At 24.6% G+C, this 17,472-nt stretch carries 15 protein-coding genes; 14 read left to right on the plus strand and 1 reads right to left on the minus strand.

Features of this window, described 5'->3' with window-relative positions; translation table 11 throughout:
* Positions 1-29 precede the first annotated feature (29 nt).
* Both ACTCCZ_RS06675 and ACTCCZ_RS06680 read left to right on the plus strand, forming a co-directional pair.
* Positions 30-524 (plus strand): coiled-coil domain-containing protein, encoded by a 495-nt coding sequence (locus ACTCCZ_RS06675; RefSeq protein WP_079579862.1) that lies wholly within the window; start codon positions 30-32, stop codon positions 522-524.
* A gap of 8 nt (positions 525-532) precedes the next feature.
* Positions 533-805, plus strand: coding sequence for a hypothetical protein (locus ACTCCZ_RS06680; RefSeq protein WP_079579863.1), 273 nt, complete (start codon positions 533-535; stop codon positions 803-805).
* A gap of 11 nt (positions 806-816) precedes the next feature.
* Here the strand turns inward: ACTCCZ_RS06680 and ACTCCZ_RS06685 are convergent, their stop codons facing one another.
* Positions 817-1,185 carry a sirohydrochlorin chelatase gene (locus tag ACTCCZ_RS06685; protein WP_079579864.1) on the minus strand — a complete coding sequence of 123 codons (369 nt, stop codon included), beginning with the start codon at positions 1,183-1,185 and terminating at the stop codon, positions 817-819.
* Positions 1,186-1,485: 300 nt separating this feature from the next.
* Between ACTCCZ_RS06685 and ACTCCZ_RS06690 the strand changes: the two genes are divergently transcribed.
* The 12 genes from ACTCCZ_RS06690 to tssM all read left to right on the plus strand — a co-directional run.
* Entirely contained in the window at positions 1,486-2,919 is a 1,434-nt protein-coding gene (locus ACTCCZ_RS06690) for a TssA family type VI secretion system protein (protein ID WP_079579865.1), read from the plus strand.
* 15 nt (positions 2,920-2,934) lie between these two features.
* The gene (tssB, locus tag ACTCCZ_RS06695; RefSeq protein WP_079579866.1) at positions 2,935-3,423 is read left to right on the plus strand and encodes a type VI secretion system contractile sheath small subunit; all 489 of its coding nucleotides are present in this window, start codon (positions 2,935-2,937) and stop codon (positions 3,421-3,423) included.
* Positions 3,424-3,434: 11 nt separating this feature from the next.
* Positions 3,435-4,913, plus strand: a complete 1,479-nt coding sequence (gene tssC, locus ACTCCZ_RS06700) for a type VI secretion system contractile sheath large subunit (protein WP_079579867.1) — start codon at positions 3,435-3,437, stop codon at positions 4,911-4,913.
* Between the two features lie 3 nt (positions 4,914-4,916).
* Positions 4,917-5,333 carry a type VI secretion system baseplate subunit TssE gene (tssE, locus tag ACTCCZ_RS06705; RefSeq protein ID WP_079579868.1) on the plus strand — a complete coding sequence of 139 codons (417 nt, stop codon included), beginning with the start codon at positions 4,917-4,919 and terminating at the stop codon, positions 5,331-5,333.
* Positions 5,323-7,095, plus strand: a complete 1,773-nt coding sequence (gene tssF, locus ACTCCZ_RS06710; protein WP_079579869.1) for a type VI secretion system baseplate subunit TssF — start codon at positions 5,323-5,325, stop codon at positions 7,093-7,095. The genes tssE and tssF overlap by 11 nt, the downstream gene beginning before the upstream one ends.
* Before the next feature lie 13 nt (positions 7,096-7,108).
* Positions 7,109-8,101, plus strand: coding sequence for a type VI secretion system baseplate subunit TssG (gene tssG / locus ACTCCZ_RS06715; RefSeq protein ID WP_079579870.1), 993 nt, complete (start codon positions 7,109-7,111; stop codon positions 8,099-8,101).
* The gene (gene tssH / locus ACTCCZ_RS06720; RefSeq protein ID WP_104412200.1) at positions 8,101-10,641 is read left to right on the plus strand and encodes a type VI secretion system ATPase TssH; all 2,541 of its coding nucleotides are present in this window, start codon (positions 8,101-8,103) and stop codon (positions 10,639-10,641) included. Before tssG ends, tssH begins: the two co-directional genes overlap by 1 nt.
* A gap of 123 nt (positions 10,642-10,764) precedes the next feature.
* Positions 10,765-11,931, plus strand: a complete 1,167-nt coding sequence (locus ACTCCZ_RS06725; protein WP_079579872.1) for a type VI secretion system-associated FHA domain protein — start codon at positions 10,765-10,767, stop codon at positions 11,929-11,931.
* A gap of 9 nt (positions 11,932-11,940) precedes the next feature.
* The gene (gene tssJ / locus ACTCCZ_RS06730; RefSeq protein ID WP_079579873.1) at positions 11,941-12,387 is read left to right on the plus strand and encodes a type VI secretion system lipoprotein TssJ; all 447 of its coding nucleotides are present in this window, start codon (positions 11,941-11,943) and stop codon (positions 12,385-12,387) included.
* The gene (gene tssK / locus ACTCCZ_RS06735) at positions 12,387-13,715 is read left to right on the plus strand and encodes a type VI secretion system baseplate subunit TssK (RefSeq protein WP_079579874.1); all 1,329 of its coding nucleotides are present in this window, start codon (positions 12,387-12,389) and stop codon (positions 13,713-13,715) included. The genes tssJ and tssK overlap by 1 nt, the downstream gene beginning before the upstream one ends.
* 3 nt (positions 13,716-13,718) lie before the next feature.
* Positions 13,719-14,579 (plus strand): type IVB secretion system protein IcmH/DotU, encoded by an 861-nt coding sequence (gene icmH / locus ACTCCZ_RS06740; protein ID WP_079579875.1) that lies wholly within the window; start codon positions 13,719-13,721, stop codon positions 14,577-14,579.
* The coding region (gene tssM, locus ACTCCZ_RS06745) for a type VI secretion system membrane subunit TssM (protein ID WP_463187216.1) at positions 14,579-17,472 on the plus strand (2,894 nt) is incomplete at its 3' end. The genes icmH and tssM, both read left to right, overlap by 1 nt.

Consider the following 17,472-nt stretch of genomic DNA (forward strand, 5'->3'; position numbering starts at 1 on the left):
ATACAAACCTAAAAGAGGATTTTATAAATATGACTAATCAAGAGACTATTACAAAATTAAATGAAGCTTTAAATACATTAATAAAAGCATATGAAGAATTGCAAAATGAGAATACATTATTAGAAGAAAAAATTGATAATCTTAATAAAGATAAAAAAGAACTTGAAGCAAAAGTGACAAGCCTAGAAGATAAAAATAGAAATTTAGAAGATAATGTTAATGAGTTAAATGACTCTACAGAAAAACAAAACAATAACATTAATTCTATGTTAGGTAAAATTGAAAATCTTCTAGGAAGCAAAAAAAATCCTAATAAATATGAAAAAGATAATAACAAGTTTGATTCAAAAGAAAAAGGAACCTTTATTAAAGAAGAAGATAATTCTAAAAATAGTAGTTTAGATCAAATATTAGAAGAAGAGATTGACAATACTTCTGCAAATTTTAGAGAGTCTAGTAGTAATAGTGAAAATAAAATAGATCTAAATAGAATGGCTTCTTTATTGAATGGTTTCAATAATTAAAGACAGCTATGACTAAACAGATAAATAAAAATACTCTTTTTAATACTTTTGGAATTGATAGTTTCAATTCATTGGAGGAGGCTATAAATAAAATGCCTCCTTCAATAGTTGAGTATCATTTGAATAATTTAGATATTAATGATTGTGAAGTTTACTTTAATAAAAAAGATATTGAAAAATCTGTTAACTTTGGTGAGTATAGTATCTATTTAGATTATAGCGATAATATTTTTATTGAGATTGATTTAGCAGAAGATAATTATACAAATAGCTTTTTCTAAGCTATTTGTTTTTACTCTTTATCTTGTAATTGTGAAAATATAAGTGACACAATCTCTTTACAGCTTCCTAAATGTGGAAGAATTTTAAATTTAATATCTGGATACTCTTCTTTTAATTTATCTATTTCTTTTGGAATATCATCTTTTACATGTTTTCCTGCTGCAAGAAAGTATGGAAAAACTTCTATTTCGTTACAACCATTTATAATCTCGTCTTTTATACTTTTGTTAATCGAGGGTTCACATAACTCTAAAAATGCATAGGTAATTTTTAAATTATTATCTATATTATTTACTTTTAATTTTTCTGCTAAGTTATGTATTTCTTTATTTGAACTTTCTAATCTACTTCCATGGGCAATAATTACTAATAATTTCATATTTAATTTCCTTTATTGTATATATTGTACAAATTTATCATTAATTTTAATATAGTTTTTTTGTTTTTCTAAAAATTTTATAAATTTTTTAGGAACTAAATAATTTTTTAATTTATAAACACCTCTTTTAATAGTATCAAAATAACATAAATTATTATCTACTTAGAAAATAAATAATTTTTAAATAGATAATTAAATAATAAATATAATAATTTTTTAACAAAAATTAAAATATTTCTAGTTACAATTTCGTAAAAATTATAACTTAGCAGTTAAATTATATAAAAAAGGAAGAGGTTTTTGAGTGCATTAATTCTTCAATCAATCGATGATTCAATTGTTGGAAAAGATTTCAAATATGATGATGCTTTTTTATCAATTGAACAAGAAATAGATAAAAGTCATAGTGCTTTTTTTGATGGTTCTACAGATTGGGAATTAGTATTAAATAGTACTCAAGATTTTCTAATAAATAAAAGTAAAGATTTTAAAATAGCAACTTGGTGGATATATTCATGTTGGAAAGTAAACGCTTTCATAGGTTTAGAAATAAATCTTCCAATTTATATAAATTTTATAAATGAATTTAATGATAAATTATACCCTAAATCTATTAAGGGTAAAAGCAATATTATTTTTTGGCTAGAAGAGCAGTTAACATTAGAGATTAGTCAAAAATCTACTTCTAATATTGAACTTTTTTATGAACTTTTTTGTGAGTTAAATAATACTTTCAATAAATTATTAAAAAATGAAGATATATATTTTAAAAAAATTATAAATATATTTAAAACTAAATTAGAAGAAAATAGTGCAAAAGAAGAGTTGAAAAAGCAAGAGCAAGTTAATCAAACAAATAATGAAGAAAATAGATTAGATTCACATAAGGCAATAGCTTTTTTAAGAGAATTTAAAAAAGATGCCGCAAAATTAGCAAATTTTTATAGAGAAGAAGATTTCATAGAGCTTAAAGCTTTAAGAATTACAAGATTTTTGTCTTGGCTTGAAACGGATGGACTTCCTTTAAATGAAAATTCAATTACACAATTAAATCCTCCTTCTATATTAGAACTTGATGATGTCAAAGAGTTGTACAAAAACTCAAAATATGAAGAAGCAGTAAAGTTAATCGAAGAGATTATAGAAGTTTCACCTTTTTGGTTTGATGGACATTATTATATATATAAGATTTTTAAAAAACTGAATAAAGAAAAACAAGCAAATGAAGTGAAAAACTTATTAATCTATTTTTTAAAAACAAATGAAGGAATACTTGATTTAAAATTCAAAGACAATAGTAGTTTTGCATCACCTAAAACTAAAAAATGGATTAATGAAAATATACAAGAAAATCCAAGTAGTTCAAGTAAAAATGAGAATGATTGCGATTTTGAAATAGATGAAACTTTAAATTTTAAGGAGGCAATAAACCTAATAGATAAAAAATATATTAGTTCACAAAATATAAAAGATAAATTTCTTTTAAGATTAAAACAAATGCAATTAGCAATAGAAAATAATAAAGAGAGTATGGCTTTAGCTCTATTTGATGAACTTGAAAAATATATTGTAAAACACAATTTAATACAATGGGATGCAAAACTTGTATCAGAAGTGTATGTACTTTTTTTAAGCTCATTTAGTAATCTTCAAGTAGAGAATGAACAAATTGAAAAATATTATTCACTACTTTGTAAAATAGATATAAATAGTGCATTAAAAATAAATATATAAATTAGGAGAACATAGATGAATAAGCAATCAGAATCACCAAAAGAGAGAATTAATGTCACTTATAAACCTGCAACTGGGGATATGACAGAAGAGATCGAAATACCATATAAGATAACTTTATTGGGAGAATATAATCCAAATGAAGAGAAAAAACCTGTTGAAGAAAAGAAAGTTGTAAAAATTGATAAAAATAATTTCAATGATGTATTAAAAGCACAAAATTTATCAGTGAGTTTTAATGTTGATAATAAATTAACTAAAGAAGAAGACTCATCTTTAAATGTAGATTTGAAAATTAATAGTATTAAAGATTTTTCACCTGAAAAAATAGTTGAAAATATTCCAGAATTAAAAGTTCTTATGCAGTTAAGACAATCATTGATGGCTTTAAAAGGTCCATTAGGAAATGTACCTGCATTTAGAAAAGCTATTGAAGATGCTATATCAAATAAAGAAGAAAGAGATAAGTTAATGAATGAGTTAAATCTTGGTGTTAAAGAATAAAAGGAGTTTAGATGACTACAGAACAAGTTTCACAAAACAATATTTCAGATATAGAACAATTAAGTTTATTAGATAATATTGTTGCTCAAACAAGCATAAATCAAAATGATGACAGCTATTCAGTTGTAAAAACAGGCGTAGAAGCACTTGTAGAAGAATTAATTAAATCTGATAATAAAGAAGAAAAAGTTAATAAATCTATAATAGATAAAATGATTGCAGAGATAGATGAAAAAATATCTGCCCAAATGGATGAAGTTTTACATCATAACCAGTTTCAGGCATTAGAATCAAAATGGAAAGGTCTTTATATGTTAGTTGAAAGAACTGACTTTAGACAAAATATTTTAATGGAATTTATAAACGTATCAAAAGAAGAATTAATTGAAGATTTTGAGGATAGTTTAGATATTACAAAAACAGGTCTTTATAAGCATGTATATAGCGCAGGATATGGACAATTTGGTGGGGAACCAGTAGGTACTATAATCGCTGATTATGAGCTTTCTCCTTCAAATATGGATATAAAATTTTTAAATAAAGTAGCTTCAATATCAGCAATGAGCCATGCACCTTTTATTAGTGCAGCAGGTCCTAAGTTTTTTGGACTAGATAGTTTTGAGGGGCTTCCTGATTTAAAAGATATAGAGGATGTAATGACATCTCCACAATTTGCTGCTTGGAAAGGTTTTAGAAAAAATGAAGATTCAAGATATGTAGGGCTTACTCTTCCTAGATTTTTACTTAGACCTCCTTATGATCCAGAAGATAATCCTATTTCAAATTTTGTTTATAAAGAAGATGTTTCAAAAAGTCATGAAGATTATTTATGGGGAAATACAGTTTATGCTTTTGCAAGTAAATTAACTGATAGTTTTGCAAGCTATAGATGGTGTACAAATATAATAGGACCAAAGTCAGGTGGAGAAGTTAGAGATTTACCTGTACATACTTTTGAAAGTATGGGTGATATTGAGATGAAGATACCAACAGAAGTTTTAGTTTCAGATAGAAGAGAGTATGAATTATCTGAACAAGGTTTTATTCCATTGATTATGAGAAAAGGAAGTAATACTGCTGCCTTTTTTGCTGCTAGTTCAGCACAAGAGCCAAAACTTTTTGCAAATACTCCTGAGGGTAATGAAGCACAATTAAATTATAAATTAGGTACTCAATTACCATATTTATTTGCAATTACAAGAATGTCTCATTATATAAAAGTATTACAAAGAGAGTACATTGGTTCATGGAGAGAAAGATCAGATTTAGAAAGAGAGCTTAATAAATGGGCTAAACAGTATGTTGCAAATCAAGAAAATCCAAGTGCAGAAATTAGAAGTAAAAGACCTTTTAAAGATATTGCAATTGATGTTGAAGATGTTGCTGATGATCCAGGTTGGTATAAAGTTAGAATCTCATTAAGACCTCATTTTAAATACATGGGTGCAAGTTTTGAATTATCACTTGTTGGTAAGTTAGATAAAGAGTAAAAAATGTATAAGGGAAGTTTATTTGAAAGATTATCTTCAAGTTTTGATGACAAACAGTTTGATTCAAAAGAAGAAGCATTATATGCATCAATTGCAAATAATCTTTCAAGAATCTTCTCTACAAATGCAGGAAGTGCAGAAATATCTAAAGATTATGGAAAAGTAGATTTAAATAATATAAATTTAAGTATGAATGATTCTATTGAGTTTATAGAAAAAAGTTCAGAAAATACAATAAAAAGATTTGAGCCTAGATTATATAAAACAAAAGTTGGAATTTTAAGAGAAAATTTAAATTTTAATGAAATGACAATCTTAATACAGGGTTATCTTGTAGTAAATGGTAGAAGTAAAAAAGTAAGTTATAGAGCAAATTTGCTAAAAAATGGAAAGGTAAAGATTTATAAAGATGACATTTAATGATTATTATAAAAAAGAATTAAACTCATTACGACTTGAGGGTTCAGAGTTTTCTAAAAAAAATCCTGGATTATCAACTTATCTTTCAAAAGAGGGTCAAGATCCTGATGTGGAAAGACTACTTGAGGGATTTTCTTTTCTAACAGGTAGATTAAAACAACAGCTTGATTATGAATTGCCAGAAGTTTCTCATACTTTAGTTCAACTACTTTGGCCAAATTATATTAGACCAATACCATCTTATTCTATTATAAAGTATGAATCAATTAAAGATTCAACTCAAAATATTAAAGTTGAAAAAAATACTGAGGTTTTAAGTAAAAGTATAAATAATTCTCAATGTAAGTTTAGAACAGCTTATGAACTTACTGTAATGCCTTTTGAGTTACAAAATGTAAACTACTATACATATAGTAAAAAAAGTGATCTTGAGTTGTCTTTTCAAATGTCAACAATTGGAACACTGCAAGATTTGACTTTTGAAAATCTAAGATTACATTTAGGTGGTTCTAAATTTATTGCACAAGATTTATATCTTTTTTTAACAAATTATGTTGAAAAAATTGATTTAGTTATTAATTCAGATGATAGCAAAGAGCTTGCATCAATATCAATTGATAAAAACTCAATAAAACAAGTTGGTTTTAGCCCAAATGAAAACCTTATGCCTTATCCTTTAAATGTTTTTGATGGATATATTTTACTACAAGAATATTTTTGTTTTAAAGATAAGTTTTTATTTATTGATATATTAAATCTTTCAAATATAAATACAATATCAAATGAAATTTTGGAAAAAAGTAGAAATTTCACAATAAGAATAACATTTTCTAAAAAAATTAAACAATCTGAAACACCAAATATAAGTAATTTTTTTCTATATAGTACTCCTGTTGTTAATCTATTTGAGACTGATTCTGTACCAATTAGAAAAACAAGTTATGATGAAGAGTATTTAGTTGTTCCCTCAAATTTAGATAAAAATCAAAGTGAAGTTTTTTCAATTGAAAATGTAAGAGGTTGGATTGCAAATAAGGGAAGTTATGAAGATTTTATGCCTTTTGAAACATTTGAACATAACTTATCAAATACACAGTATTACTCATCAAGAGTTAAATTATCAAGTGATGAAGCACAAACAAATACATACTTAAGATTTTCTAACTCAAAAGGATTAGAAGAAGATATTTTAAAAAGTAATGCAACAATATCCGTAAAAATATTGTGCACAAATAAAAATTTACCTTCTAAACTTTTATTAAAAGAGATTGATACTGCAAATCCTTTATCAAAAAGTGCAAATTTAAAATTTGAAAATATCACTATTCCTACTCAAAGTTATCCACCACCAATTTCAGGAGATTTTTTATGGAGAGTAATATCTAATATGTCTTTGAATTATCTCTCTTTAGAAGATATTAATTCTTTAAGAACCATATTAGAAACTTATGATTTTTATGGAGCTTTTGATAGAAAACAAAGAGAAAAAACTACAATGCAATTAAAAGGATTTGAAAATATTTCATATGAAACCTGTGAAATGATAGATAAAGGTTTACCAATAAGAGGGACTCATATAAAACTAAAAGTTAATCCATTGAATTTTTCTTGTCTTGGGGAAGCTTATATATTTTGTTGTGTATTAAATGAATTTTTTGCACTTTATAGTAATTTAAATTCATTTCATAAATTAAGTGTTGATATAAATAATGAAGACAATTTACAGTGGCCTGCAAAAATTGGTTCACAAACATTAATTTAATAAAAGATTTAGTATGACAATAGAAGAAATAAATAGTAGTTTAAATGATAGTATTTCTAAATATTCATTACCACAAATCATAAGAGTTGTATGTGGATATTTAAAAGATTTTCATATAAATAAAAGTAGTATAGAAGTCTATGAGCTTATTAAGTTTAGTTCAAATCCAAGCTTATCTTTTCAAAAATCAGAAGTATCAAAAGTGATTTTTTTTGAAGAAGAAAATAATACGAAAGCTGAAATCACTTTAAACTTTTTGGGTATATTTGGTAGTTCTTCTCCTTTACCATCTCATTATAGTGAAATGGTTTTATATAGTATCGATAGTAACTATATATTACATGATTTTTTAAATCTATTTAATCATCATCTACAAAGATTTATCTATCCTATATGGCAAAAACATAGATATTATATACAATATCAAAATGATTTAAAAGATAAATTTTCAAAATATATATTTTCATTTTTAGGCTTATATTCAAATAGATTACAAAATAATAGTTCTTTAAACTTAAGAAAACTTATTCCATATATTGGAATATTATTTATGAAACATAAATCAGCAGGAACTTTAAAATCAATCTTAAGACACTACTTAAATCATAATGAATTAGAAATAATTCAATGCATTGAAGATAATTATAATATTCCTTCTTTTCAAAGATGTTCTTTAGGTAATGAAAACTGTAGTTTAAATAGCAGTTTTTTAATAGGAGAATCTATAAAAAGTAAAAATGCAAAGTTTCAAATTCTTTTAAAAAATGTAACTACAAAACAATTAATCCAATACAGTATTTTAGGGTTTAAAATGAAAGAATTAAAAGATTTAATTGCATTTTCTTTAAATGAACCACTTAAACATGAAGTCTGTTTTGAAGTAAAAAAAGAAGAAAAAGAGTCTCTTTCTCTTGATATTAATACCAAGCAATTTTTGGGAATAAATAGTTGGATTGGTCAAACATTTTATGATGAAAAAATAGTAATAGCACAAAAAGGATTATAATGAAATTAGAATTAAAAAATTTAATAAATAATTTAGATAGAAAAACAAAAAAGCATCTTGAAAACTCAGCACAAAGATGTATTGTAAGAGGCGGAAGTGAAATTTTAATAGAAGATATTTTGTATGTTTTTTTAGAAGATGAAAATAGCATATTTTCTTTGATGTTAAATCAGTATAAAATTGATAAAAATGAGTTAATAAAAGTAATTCAAAAAGAAGTAAAAATAAGTATAAGTGAATCAAACAGTCCTATTTTTTCAACTATTTTAGTTAATTGGCTTGAAGATTCTTATTCTTATGCAAAATTAATTTTAAATCAAAATGAAATAACACAATCTTCAATGATTTTATCTTTATTTGAAAATAGTATTAAATACTCAAATACAAAATATTTTAAAATATTTGAAAAAATTGATATAAAAGAGTTAAAAGAGTTAATCGAGGGATTAAATGAACAAGCAATTGAAAATAAGAGTTCTAATGAAAACTCAAATACTAAAAGTGAGATAGAGAAATATACTACAGATTTAACACAATTAGCAAAAGATAATAAAATTGATCCTGTTTTGTGTAGAGATGATGAAATAAAACAAGCAATTGATATTTTATTAAGAAGAAGAAAAAACAATCCTATCTTAGTTGGTGAGGCAGGTGTTGGAAAAACTGCAGTAGTTGAAGGTTTAGCTTTAAAAATTGTTAATAATGAAGTTCCAATTCAATTAAAAGAAGCAAAAATATTATCTTTAGATGTTGGTGCTTTACAAGCTGGAGCAAGTGTAAAAGGAGAGTTTGAGAGAAGATTACAAGAAGTAATTAATAAATTAAAAGCAAGTAGTGAGTTTGTGATTTTATTTATTGATGAAGCTCATACTTTAATTGGAGCAGGGGGAAATGAAGGTAGTTCTGATGCTGCAAACTTATTAAAACCTGCACTAGCAAGAGGAGAGTTAAAAACTATTGCTGCAACTACATGGCTAGAATATAGAAAATATTTTGAAAAAGATCCTGCTTTATCAAGAAGATTTCAAAAAATAAATCTCTTAGAACCAACAGTTAGTGAAGCTACAACAATCTTAAGAGGAATTGCTAAAAAATATGAAGAAGCTCATGATGTTTATATTGAAGATGATGCAATAAAAAGTGCTTCATCTTTATCTGCTAGATATATAACTAGTAGACAACTTCCTGATAAAGCAATTGATGTTTTAGATACTGCTTGTGCAAATGTAAAGATTAGTCAATCAAATATACCTTTTGAACTACAAAAAATTACTACAAAGATATTAGAAAAACAAAGAGAAATTGAGTTCTTACAAAGAGATGACATAAATAAAATAAAAAATAACAAAGATAAAATTAAAATTTTAAAAGATGAACTTAAAACATATGAAAATGAAGAAAAAGAGATTAGAAGAAGCTGGGAAGAGCAAAAAGAAGTCTTAGATAAAATTATAAAATGTAAAGATAAAAAAGAGAAAAGTAAACTAAAAACCCAACTTAAAAATTTACAAAAAAAGAATATGTATATTTTTAATACTGTTAATAAAGAACAAGTAGCAAAAGTTATATCTTCATGGACAGGAATTCCATTGGGAAATATGGTTGAAGAACAAGTAAGAACAGTTGTTGAACTTGAAAATAGAATCAAGGATAAAGTAATAGGCCAAGAAGAAGCAATATCATATTTAAATCGATTTTTACAAATTTCAGTTTCTGGATTGAAAAAAGAAGACTCTCCCACAGGAGTATTTTTACTTGTTGGACCTAGTGGAGTTGGTAAAACAGAAACAGCAAAAGCAATAGCTCAATTTATGTATGGAGGAGAAAAATTTATTACTACTATAAATATGACAGAGTTTCAAGAAAAACACACAATTTCCAGACTTATAGGCTCACCTCCTGGTTATGTTGGATATGGTGATGGAGGTCAATTAACTGATCCTGTTAGAGTAAAACCATATTCAGTTATATTGTTAGATGAAATAGAAAAAGCACATCCTGATATTTTAAATCTTTTTTATCAAATTTTTGACAAAGGTGAAGTAAATGATGGAGAGGGAAGAGTAATTGACTTTAAAAATACTACGATAATTATGACTTCTAATTTAGCAACTAAAGAAATAACAAGTTATTGTCAAAATAATAAAGATAATATCTCTTTTGAAGAGCTTTCTTCACTTATTACACCTGTACTTAGTGATTATTTGAAGCCTGCATTACTTGGAAGAATGAATGTAATTCCATATTTTAACTTAAATGAAGAGGCTTTAATCAAAATAACAAAACAAAAATTTGAAATAACTAAAAAGCAATTGCTTAAAAAAGAAATAGTTTTAGAAATTGATGAAAAACTTATTAAATATATAGTTAGTTTATCAAATAGCATTGATACAGGTGCTAGAAATATAGATTTAATAATCAATACAAAAATAATGCCAAAGTTATCTAAATATTTATTGGATTCATCTATAAATAAAAAGAAAATAAAGAATATCTCTTTGAATTTAGATTCAAAGAGTAATGAAATAGTGATTAAATAAAGGAGTGTTTATGATAAAAAGATTAATTTTTATTTTTTTTATAGTTTTATTTTCAGGATGTGCAAGTTTTCATGAAACTTATAAACCCTTATATCAAGCTAAGCCAGAGATTGAGGATTTAAAATGAAATTAATTCTTGATATAGTTAAACATCCTCAAGAAAAATTATTAAAAAGAAATTTCCAATTTAATAAAATAGGTGGAGTAGTTGGAAGATCAAATGATATTGATAATAGTTTAGCTGATTCTAAAAATATTATTTCAAGTAAACATTTTTTAATACATTTTCAAGATAAACAATACTTTATTGAAGATATAAGTACAAATGGTACTTTTTTAAAAAATCCATTTTCAAAACTATTAAAGAATGAACCTGTGAAAATAAATGACTTAGATATTTTTATAGTAGGTGAGTATGAACTTCAAGCAAGATTTACAAGCCTTGAATACTCTAATACACAAGAAAAATTCAATGAAAATAAGTTAATTCCTGATGATTTTTTGATTGATGAAGATTTAAAAAGTTTATCAATAGAAGAAGATAATCACTCTTCTAGTGTTTTAGATATATTAAAAGAAGATACAACTTCAAATACAATTGTTGAAACTATTTATGAAGAAGAACATAAAGTTAGCAAAGATATTTTAGATGATCATATTGATGTTGATACATATATTAAAGATGAAAAAGTAGAAAATAGTTTCAATAAAGAGATTGCTAGTGTAGAAGATGAATTACAAATATTAGGAAAAAATTTAGGAATTGAATTTGATAGTTTATCAAAAAAAGAGAGAGAAAATGTCTTAAATGAAATTTCAGATATTGTAATAAACTCCTTAGAGGGTTTAAAAAACTCTTTATTTATAAAAGAAAAAATCACTAAAGATTTGAATATTCAAGAAAATATGAAAATAAAAAATCCAATAAATATGGGATTATTGGCTTTAAATGTAGTTGATATAAATGATACTGAAAAAGTTAGCTTATCAGAAGCAGTAACAAAATCTTTTAAAGAATTAGATACTCATAATGTTGCATTACATAGAACTAGTAAAAATTTAATTAATATCACTACTTCAAAATTTTCACCAAAGAATTTAGAATATTATTTTGAAAGCAATAACGAAATAAATAGTTTATTACCTAAAAAATCACAACTTTGGAATTGTTATTCAAAAATGTTAAATAAAATCGATGAAAATCCAAACCATGGACAAGAGTTAATTATGAATGATTTCGTAAATGAGTATAAAAATATTTTATATACCATAAAACTTACATCACTATAAGGAAAAACAATGAAACTAAAATTAATTATTTTAACTTTAGCAATACTTATTTTAAGTGGTTGTTCTACTAAACCAACTCATTTAGAATTAGTTGTTAATTCTTCAAAAGATTTAAATCAAGATTTAGATGATATTTCATCTCCATTAATGCTTACTTTTTATGAATTAAAATCAGCAGAAAAATTCATAAAGTATGATTACTGGAGTCTTTTAGAAAAATCAGGAAGAAAACTAGGAGATGATTTAATCTCGCAAACAAAACAAGTTATAACTCCTATGCAAGAGCAAACATATAAAATCTCTTTTGATGAAAAGACAAATTTTTTAGGTGTAATTGGAAACTTTAGAAAACTAAATAAAAATAAACAGTGGAAATATGTTATCAATTTAGAAAAAGATGAATATAACTACATAGAGTTAAAAGTAGAAAATTTTAAGTTAGAAAGAGTAGATTAATGGAAAATAAAATAGTATGGAAAGAGGGACTTTTTATAAGACCTCAACATTTTCAACAAAATGATAGGCACTATAGCTATGAGCTAAGAACTAGAACTATTGAAAGTAGAGCTAATAATTGGGGTTTTTTTAATCTAGATATAGACAAAACTCTTCTAAATACGGGTAAGTTATTAATTAAAAGTGCTAGTGGAATTTTACCTGATGGTACACTTTTTGAACTATCTTCTCAAAATGAAAACGATTTAATTATTGAAGTAAAAGCTTCAGATGTTGGGAAATTTATATATCTAACTTTACCTTTATATATTGAAAATAGTGATGAAGTACACTTTGAAGAACAAGAAACCCTTTTAACAAGATATAGATCAAAATTAATTAGAAATATTCCAAATATTAATGCAGGAGAGAATAGCTCAAGTGATATTTTGGTTGCAAAATATAATTTTAAACTTCAATTTGAAGAAGACATTAATCAAGGTTTATTAAAACTTAAAGTTGCAAAAATTGGAAATGTTAGTGCAACACAAAGTATTAGTCTAGAATCAAGCTTTGAACCTACTTTTTTACATTTAAATTCATGCGAATCGTTATTGTCAAAAATAAAAGAGTTATCAAGCATGTTAAATTATAGAGCAGAAAAACTTGCTGAGAAAATAAGTGATACAACATTGCAATCAACTGAATTAGGTCATTATTTAATGTTGCAACTATTAAATAAAGCATATGCAAGAATATCATACTTTTTATCTCAAGAAAAAACTCATCCTGATGAACTATTTTTAGAACTTTCATCATTAAGCTCAGAATTAGCTGTATTTATGAATAAAACTAGAAGAGATATTGAAATAATAAATTACAATCATTATGAGCAATACAGTTGTTTTTTAAATCTATTGAAAAAATTGAAAGATATGCTTAGTATGGTTCTTGAACAAAATAGTATATCATTAAATATAGAAGAAAAGAAGTATGGCATATATATAGCTACTTTAAATGATAAGAAAATTTTAAATGATTCGACTTTTATTTTTGCAGTAAGTGCAAATATTCCAACAGATAAATTAAAAGAAATTTTGACAACAGGGCTTAAAATAGGAACAATTGAAACTATTAAAAACCTAGTAAACTTTCATTTGGTTGGATTTAAATTAAAAGCATTAAATACTGCACCAAAAGAGATACCTTACAAAACAAATCATCTTTATTTTAAAATTGAATTAACACAAGAAAATAAAAAAGAGTTAGCAAAGTCTGCTGGATTTGCATTTCATTTATCTACGCAAGTTGATGATATTTCATATGCATTATGGGCAATTAAAGAGTAAAAAATGAGTAATAAGACTATATTAGTTACATCAGAAGAGAATGACGGTTATATAACAAACTATACTGCTACAGATGTAGAAAAAACATATACAAAATTAAAAAATAAAGCAAGTTATTTTAAAAGGAATAGAAGTTTTAACATAAATGATTTTGAAATCAGTTTTAATCCTTTTATTAGTGCATCTATTCCTATTTTTAATTATATTTATAGCTTAGATGATTCAACTGATTATTTAGAAATAAATAAAGTAAGAGAAAATTTTGTAGATAAAATCAATCATTTCAATGATAAAGCAAATGAATATGAAGTTATTGAAACAGAGATTTTAGTTACAAGATATATATTATGCACTTTTGTTGATGAAATAGTAAATTCTACTCATTTTGGTAAGCAACATGATTGGGCAAATAATAGTCTTTTAAGTCTATTTCATAATGAAACATACGGAGGAGAAAACTTTTTTCATCTTTTGGATAAATTTTTAAAAACTCCTGCAAAATATATACATATTCTTGAATTGATGTATGTTTGTTTAGCATTGGGATTTGAGGGTAAATATAGAGTAATGAGTAAGGGTAAAATAGAGTTAAATATATTAAAAGAGAGTCTTTTTAAGCAAATAATGATAGTTCAAGGAAGAGAACCTCTTACTTTTTATACAAAACAAGAAGCCTCAAAACAAAAGTTTAGACTTTTTGATAAGCTTTCTTATCCTTTATTAATTTTAATAATTTTTACACTATTAACTATTATATATACTACATTATCTATTAGTTTAAGTTCTCAAAATAATGACTTTATAAATATATTGCAAGAAGACATCAAACAGATAAATTTTATAAATAATAAGGACTTGAAGTAATGAAAAAAACTATATTTAAGAATTTATATTTTTGGACTATACTAATCTCTTTTATAGTATCACTTTTAATTATTTTTTTATGGCCATATTTATTTGATAGTTTAAAAAGTTTATCAAGTAGACTTTTAATTGCATCATCTATTTTTTCTATTACAATAATTACAATTTTACTTATAATTGTATTTAAAAAACCAGAAACAAAAGAGGTGATTGAGCAAAAAAGAAAAGAAAAAGAGTTAGAAGATGAGTTTAAAAAAATAATAAATGAAAAAGTAAATGATTTAAAAACTAAATTTAAAGAAGCAATAAAAATTATCAAAAAATCTTCACTTTATAAAGATAAAAGAAATGCTAAATATGAACTACTTTGGTATTTAGTATTAGGAGATTCAAAAGAGGGGAAAACTACTCTTATAGAGTCTTCTGGATTGAGTTTCCCATTAAATATTGATTATCAAAACAAAAGTGTTGTAGAAGAGGGTAGTAGCCAAAAATTTCAATGGTATTTTGCAGAACACTCAATTTTTATTGATGTACCAGGAAATTATATACAACTAAAAGAGAATAAAGAAGATTCTATTGTTTGGAAAAAATTCTTAGAGTTATTTGTTGAAAAAAGATGGAGAAGACCAATAAATGGAATAATTTTGACAATAAGTGTAGAAAAAATACTAAACTATTCTGAAAAAGAGTTAGAACAATACGCAAAAGATTTAAGAGATAGGTTTGATGAACTTTCAAAAGCTTTTATGTCAAGTATTCCCATATATTTAATTGTGACAAAATGTGATCAAATTTCAGGTTTTAACGAATATTTTAATGATTTAAAAGAAGATGAAAAAGATGAAATATTAGGTATAACACTTAATGAAGATGAAAATATTGAATCAGGATTAATTAAACCAAAACTTGAAAAGTTATTAAAAAGATTAAGCAGTTCTATTTTAACCAAGTTACATTATGAATGGGAAGAAAAAAATCGTTCTAAAACTTATCTTTTTACAGATAATCTTTCCCAACTTTTTGATAAAACTACACTTTTTATTGATATTTGTTTTGCTCAAACAAGATATAGAAAATCTTTAATGTTAAGGGGTTTATACTTTACTAGTGTATCTTGCATGGAGAATCAAAATGCATTAATATCAGAAGAGCAATTAGAATATAGTAATACTAATAAAAAAGGTTTTTTTATTTATAAGATATTAAAAGATATTGTTTTTCCTGAATCTGAAATTTTAAAAATGGATGATAATTATAAGAAAAAATTAAAGCGTAATCAAATAATAGCTTATACCTTAAGCTTTTTATTAATAGTTTTTTCTACGGTATTTATAGTTAATGATTTTATTACACATAACAATACTTTAAAAAAGTTAGAAAAGAGTTACTTAAAATATAAAATACAAAGAAATAAAACTTACAATTCTGATAGTTTTAAAGATATTGCATTAGTTTTGAATAATCTTCAAGAAATAAAACAACTAGATAAAACAAAAGTTGCTAATAATTTTTGGAATTTAATCTTTTATAAAACAGATGATAGAAGAGATAAACTTGAAACAATATATACAAATGATTTAAAGCAACTTTTATTAAAAAGAGTAGAATTAGATATTCAAACTCAAATAAAAAGAGATTTAAATGATTTTGATTTATCATGGGATAATACTAAAGCTTATGTAATGCTAAAAAGAACTGATAAGTTAGATAAAAAGTTTTTAAGATTATATATGTCTAAAAGATGGAATGAATTATATAAAAGCTATCCAAAGTTACAAAATAGTTTAAACTTTCATTGGGAAAATGTTCTTAATGCAGGCTTTAAGCCACAAAAACTAAATGATGATTTATTAAAAGTTGCTAGAAATAGACTAATGAAATTTGGATTAGATGCATTAAGTTATAAAAGTTTAAAAATAAAAATAAAGACTTTAAATTTAAAAGATTTCACTTTTTCTCAAGCATTAATTGGAAACTTAAATGTTTTCAAAGGAAGCAATTTTAAAATTCCAGGAATGTTTACTAAAGAAGGTCACTCTTTAATGATGAAAGATGGAAAAGCATTAACTAAAAAGGTCTTAGAAAATAACTGGGTATTAGGAAGAAAAGAAGAGTTAACACAAGCTTTTATTGATGCAAATTATAAAAAGATATTAAGTTTATATTATTCAGAGTATAAAGAGCAATGGCTAAAAGCATTATCTTCTTTAAGTATTCCAAAAAAAGGAAGAATAACAGTACTTAATAATCAATTGTCAACTTTTAGTTCAGCAGATTCTCCTATATACTCTATAATTCTTGCATTAAAAGATAATACAGATATCTACACTCCTACTGAAATGCTAAAATTAAAAGCAAGTTCTAATGGAAATGTTACAAGAGCTGTTGCTGCAACTGTAGCTCCAGGACAAATTGGAAGAGCAGTCGCAAAAAATGCTTTAGATAATAATAAAGATTCAAGATTAATTGATAATAGAAGTATTAAAAACTTAAGAGAGTTTTTTAAACCTTATCATCAATTATTAGATAAAAATGAACAAGCTTTAGAATTACTTCAATCAGCTACAAAAAAACTAAACAGTGTTTATAAAACGATGGTATCTTTGGATAGCTCAGTAAACTCATCTTTTGAATCTTTTAGATTAGTAAAAGATAGGGTTGAAGGAAGAATTGAACCTTTTGTGGTCTCTTATAATACCTTACCAATTCATATTAGAAAATGGTATTTACAGCTACTACAAAATAATTGGTTTTTTATCTTAAAAGAAGCAAAAGTATATCTAAATAAAAAATACAAAGAAGATCTATTTTTATTTTATGAACAAAAAATAATGAATAAGTATCCTTTGTCAAATACTAAAAATGATTATAAAGCTCATAGTTTTAATTT

The sequence above is a fragment of the Malaciobacter sp. genome, from assembly GCF_055140965.1.

What these genes read in the sequence shown, in the direction of transcription:
- tssF (WP_079579869.1), top strand. Translation starts at nt 5,323, where the DNA reads ATGACATTTAATGATTATTATAAAAAAGAATTAAACTCATTACGACTT.
- ACTCCZ_RS06675 (WP_079579862.1), top strand. Translation starts at nt 30, where the DNA reads ATGACTAATCAAGAGACTATTACAAAATTAAATGAAGCTTTAAATACA.
- ACTCCZ_RS06725 (WP_079579872.1), top strand. Translation starts at nt 10,765, where the DNA reads ATGAAATTAATTCTTGATATAGTTAAACATCCTCAAGAAAAATTATTA.
- ACTCCZ_RS06680 (WP_079579863.1), top strand. Translation starts at nt 533, where the DNA reads ATGACTAAACAGATAAATAAAAATACTCTTTTTAATACTTTTGGAATT.
- tssB (WP_079579866.1), top strand. Translation starts at nt 2,935, where the DNA reads ATGAATAAGCAATCAGAATCACCAAAAGAGAGAATTAATGTCACTTAT.
- tssC (WP_079579867.1), top strand. Translation starts at nt 3,435, where the DNA reads ATGACTACAGAACAAGTTTCACAAAACAATATTTCAGATATAGAACAA.
- tssH (WP_104412200.1), top strand. Translation starts at nt 8,101, where the DNA reads ATGAAATTAGAATTAAAAAATTTAATAAATAATTTAGATAGAAAAACA.
- tssK (WP_079579874.1), top strand. Translation starts at nt 12,387, where the DNA reads ATGGAAAATAAAATAGTATGGAAAGAGGGACTTTTTATAAGACCTCAA.
- tssJ (WP_079579873.1), top strand. Translation starts at nt 11,941, where the DNA reads ATGAAACTAAAATTAATTATTTTAACTTTAGCAATACTTATTTTAAGT.
- tssG (WP_079579870.1), top strand. Translation starts at nt 7,109, where the DNA reads ATGACAATAGAAGAAATAAATAGTAGTTTAAATGATAGTATTTCTAAA.
- ACTCCZ_RS06685 (WP_079579864.1), bottom strand. Translation starts at nt 1,185, where the DNA reads ATGAAATTATTAGTAATTATTGCCCATGGAAGTAGATTAGAAAGTTCA.
- tssE (WP_079579868.1), top strand. Translation starts at nt 4,917, where the DNA reads ATGTATAAGGGAAGTTTATTTGAAAGATTATCTTCAAGTTTTGATGAC.
- icmH (WP_079579875.1), top strand. Translation starts at nt 13,719, where the DNA reads ATGAGTAATAAGACTATATTAGTTACATCAGAAGAGAATGACGGTTAT.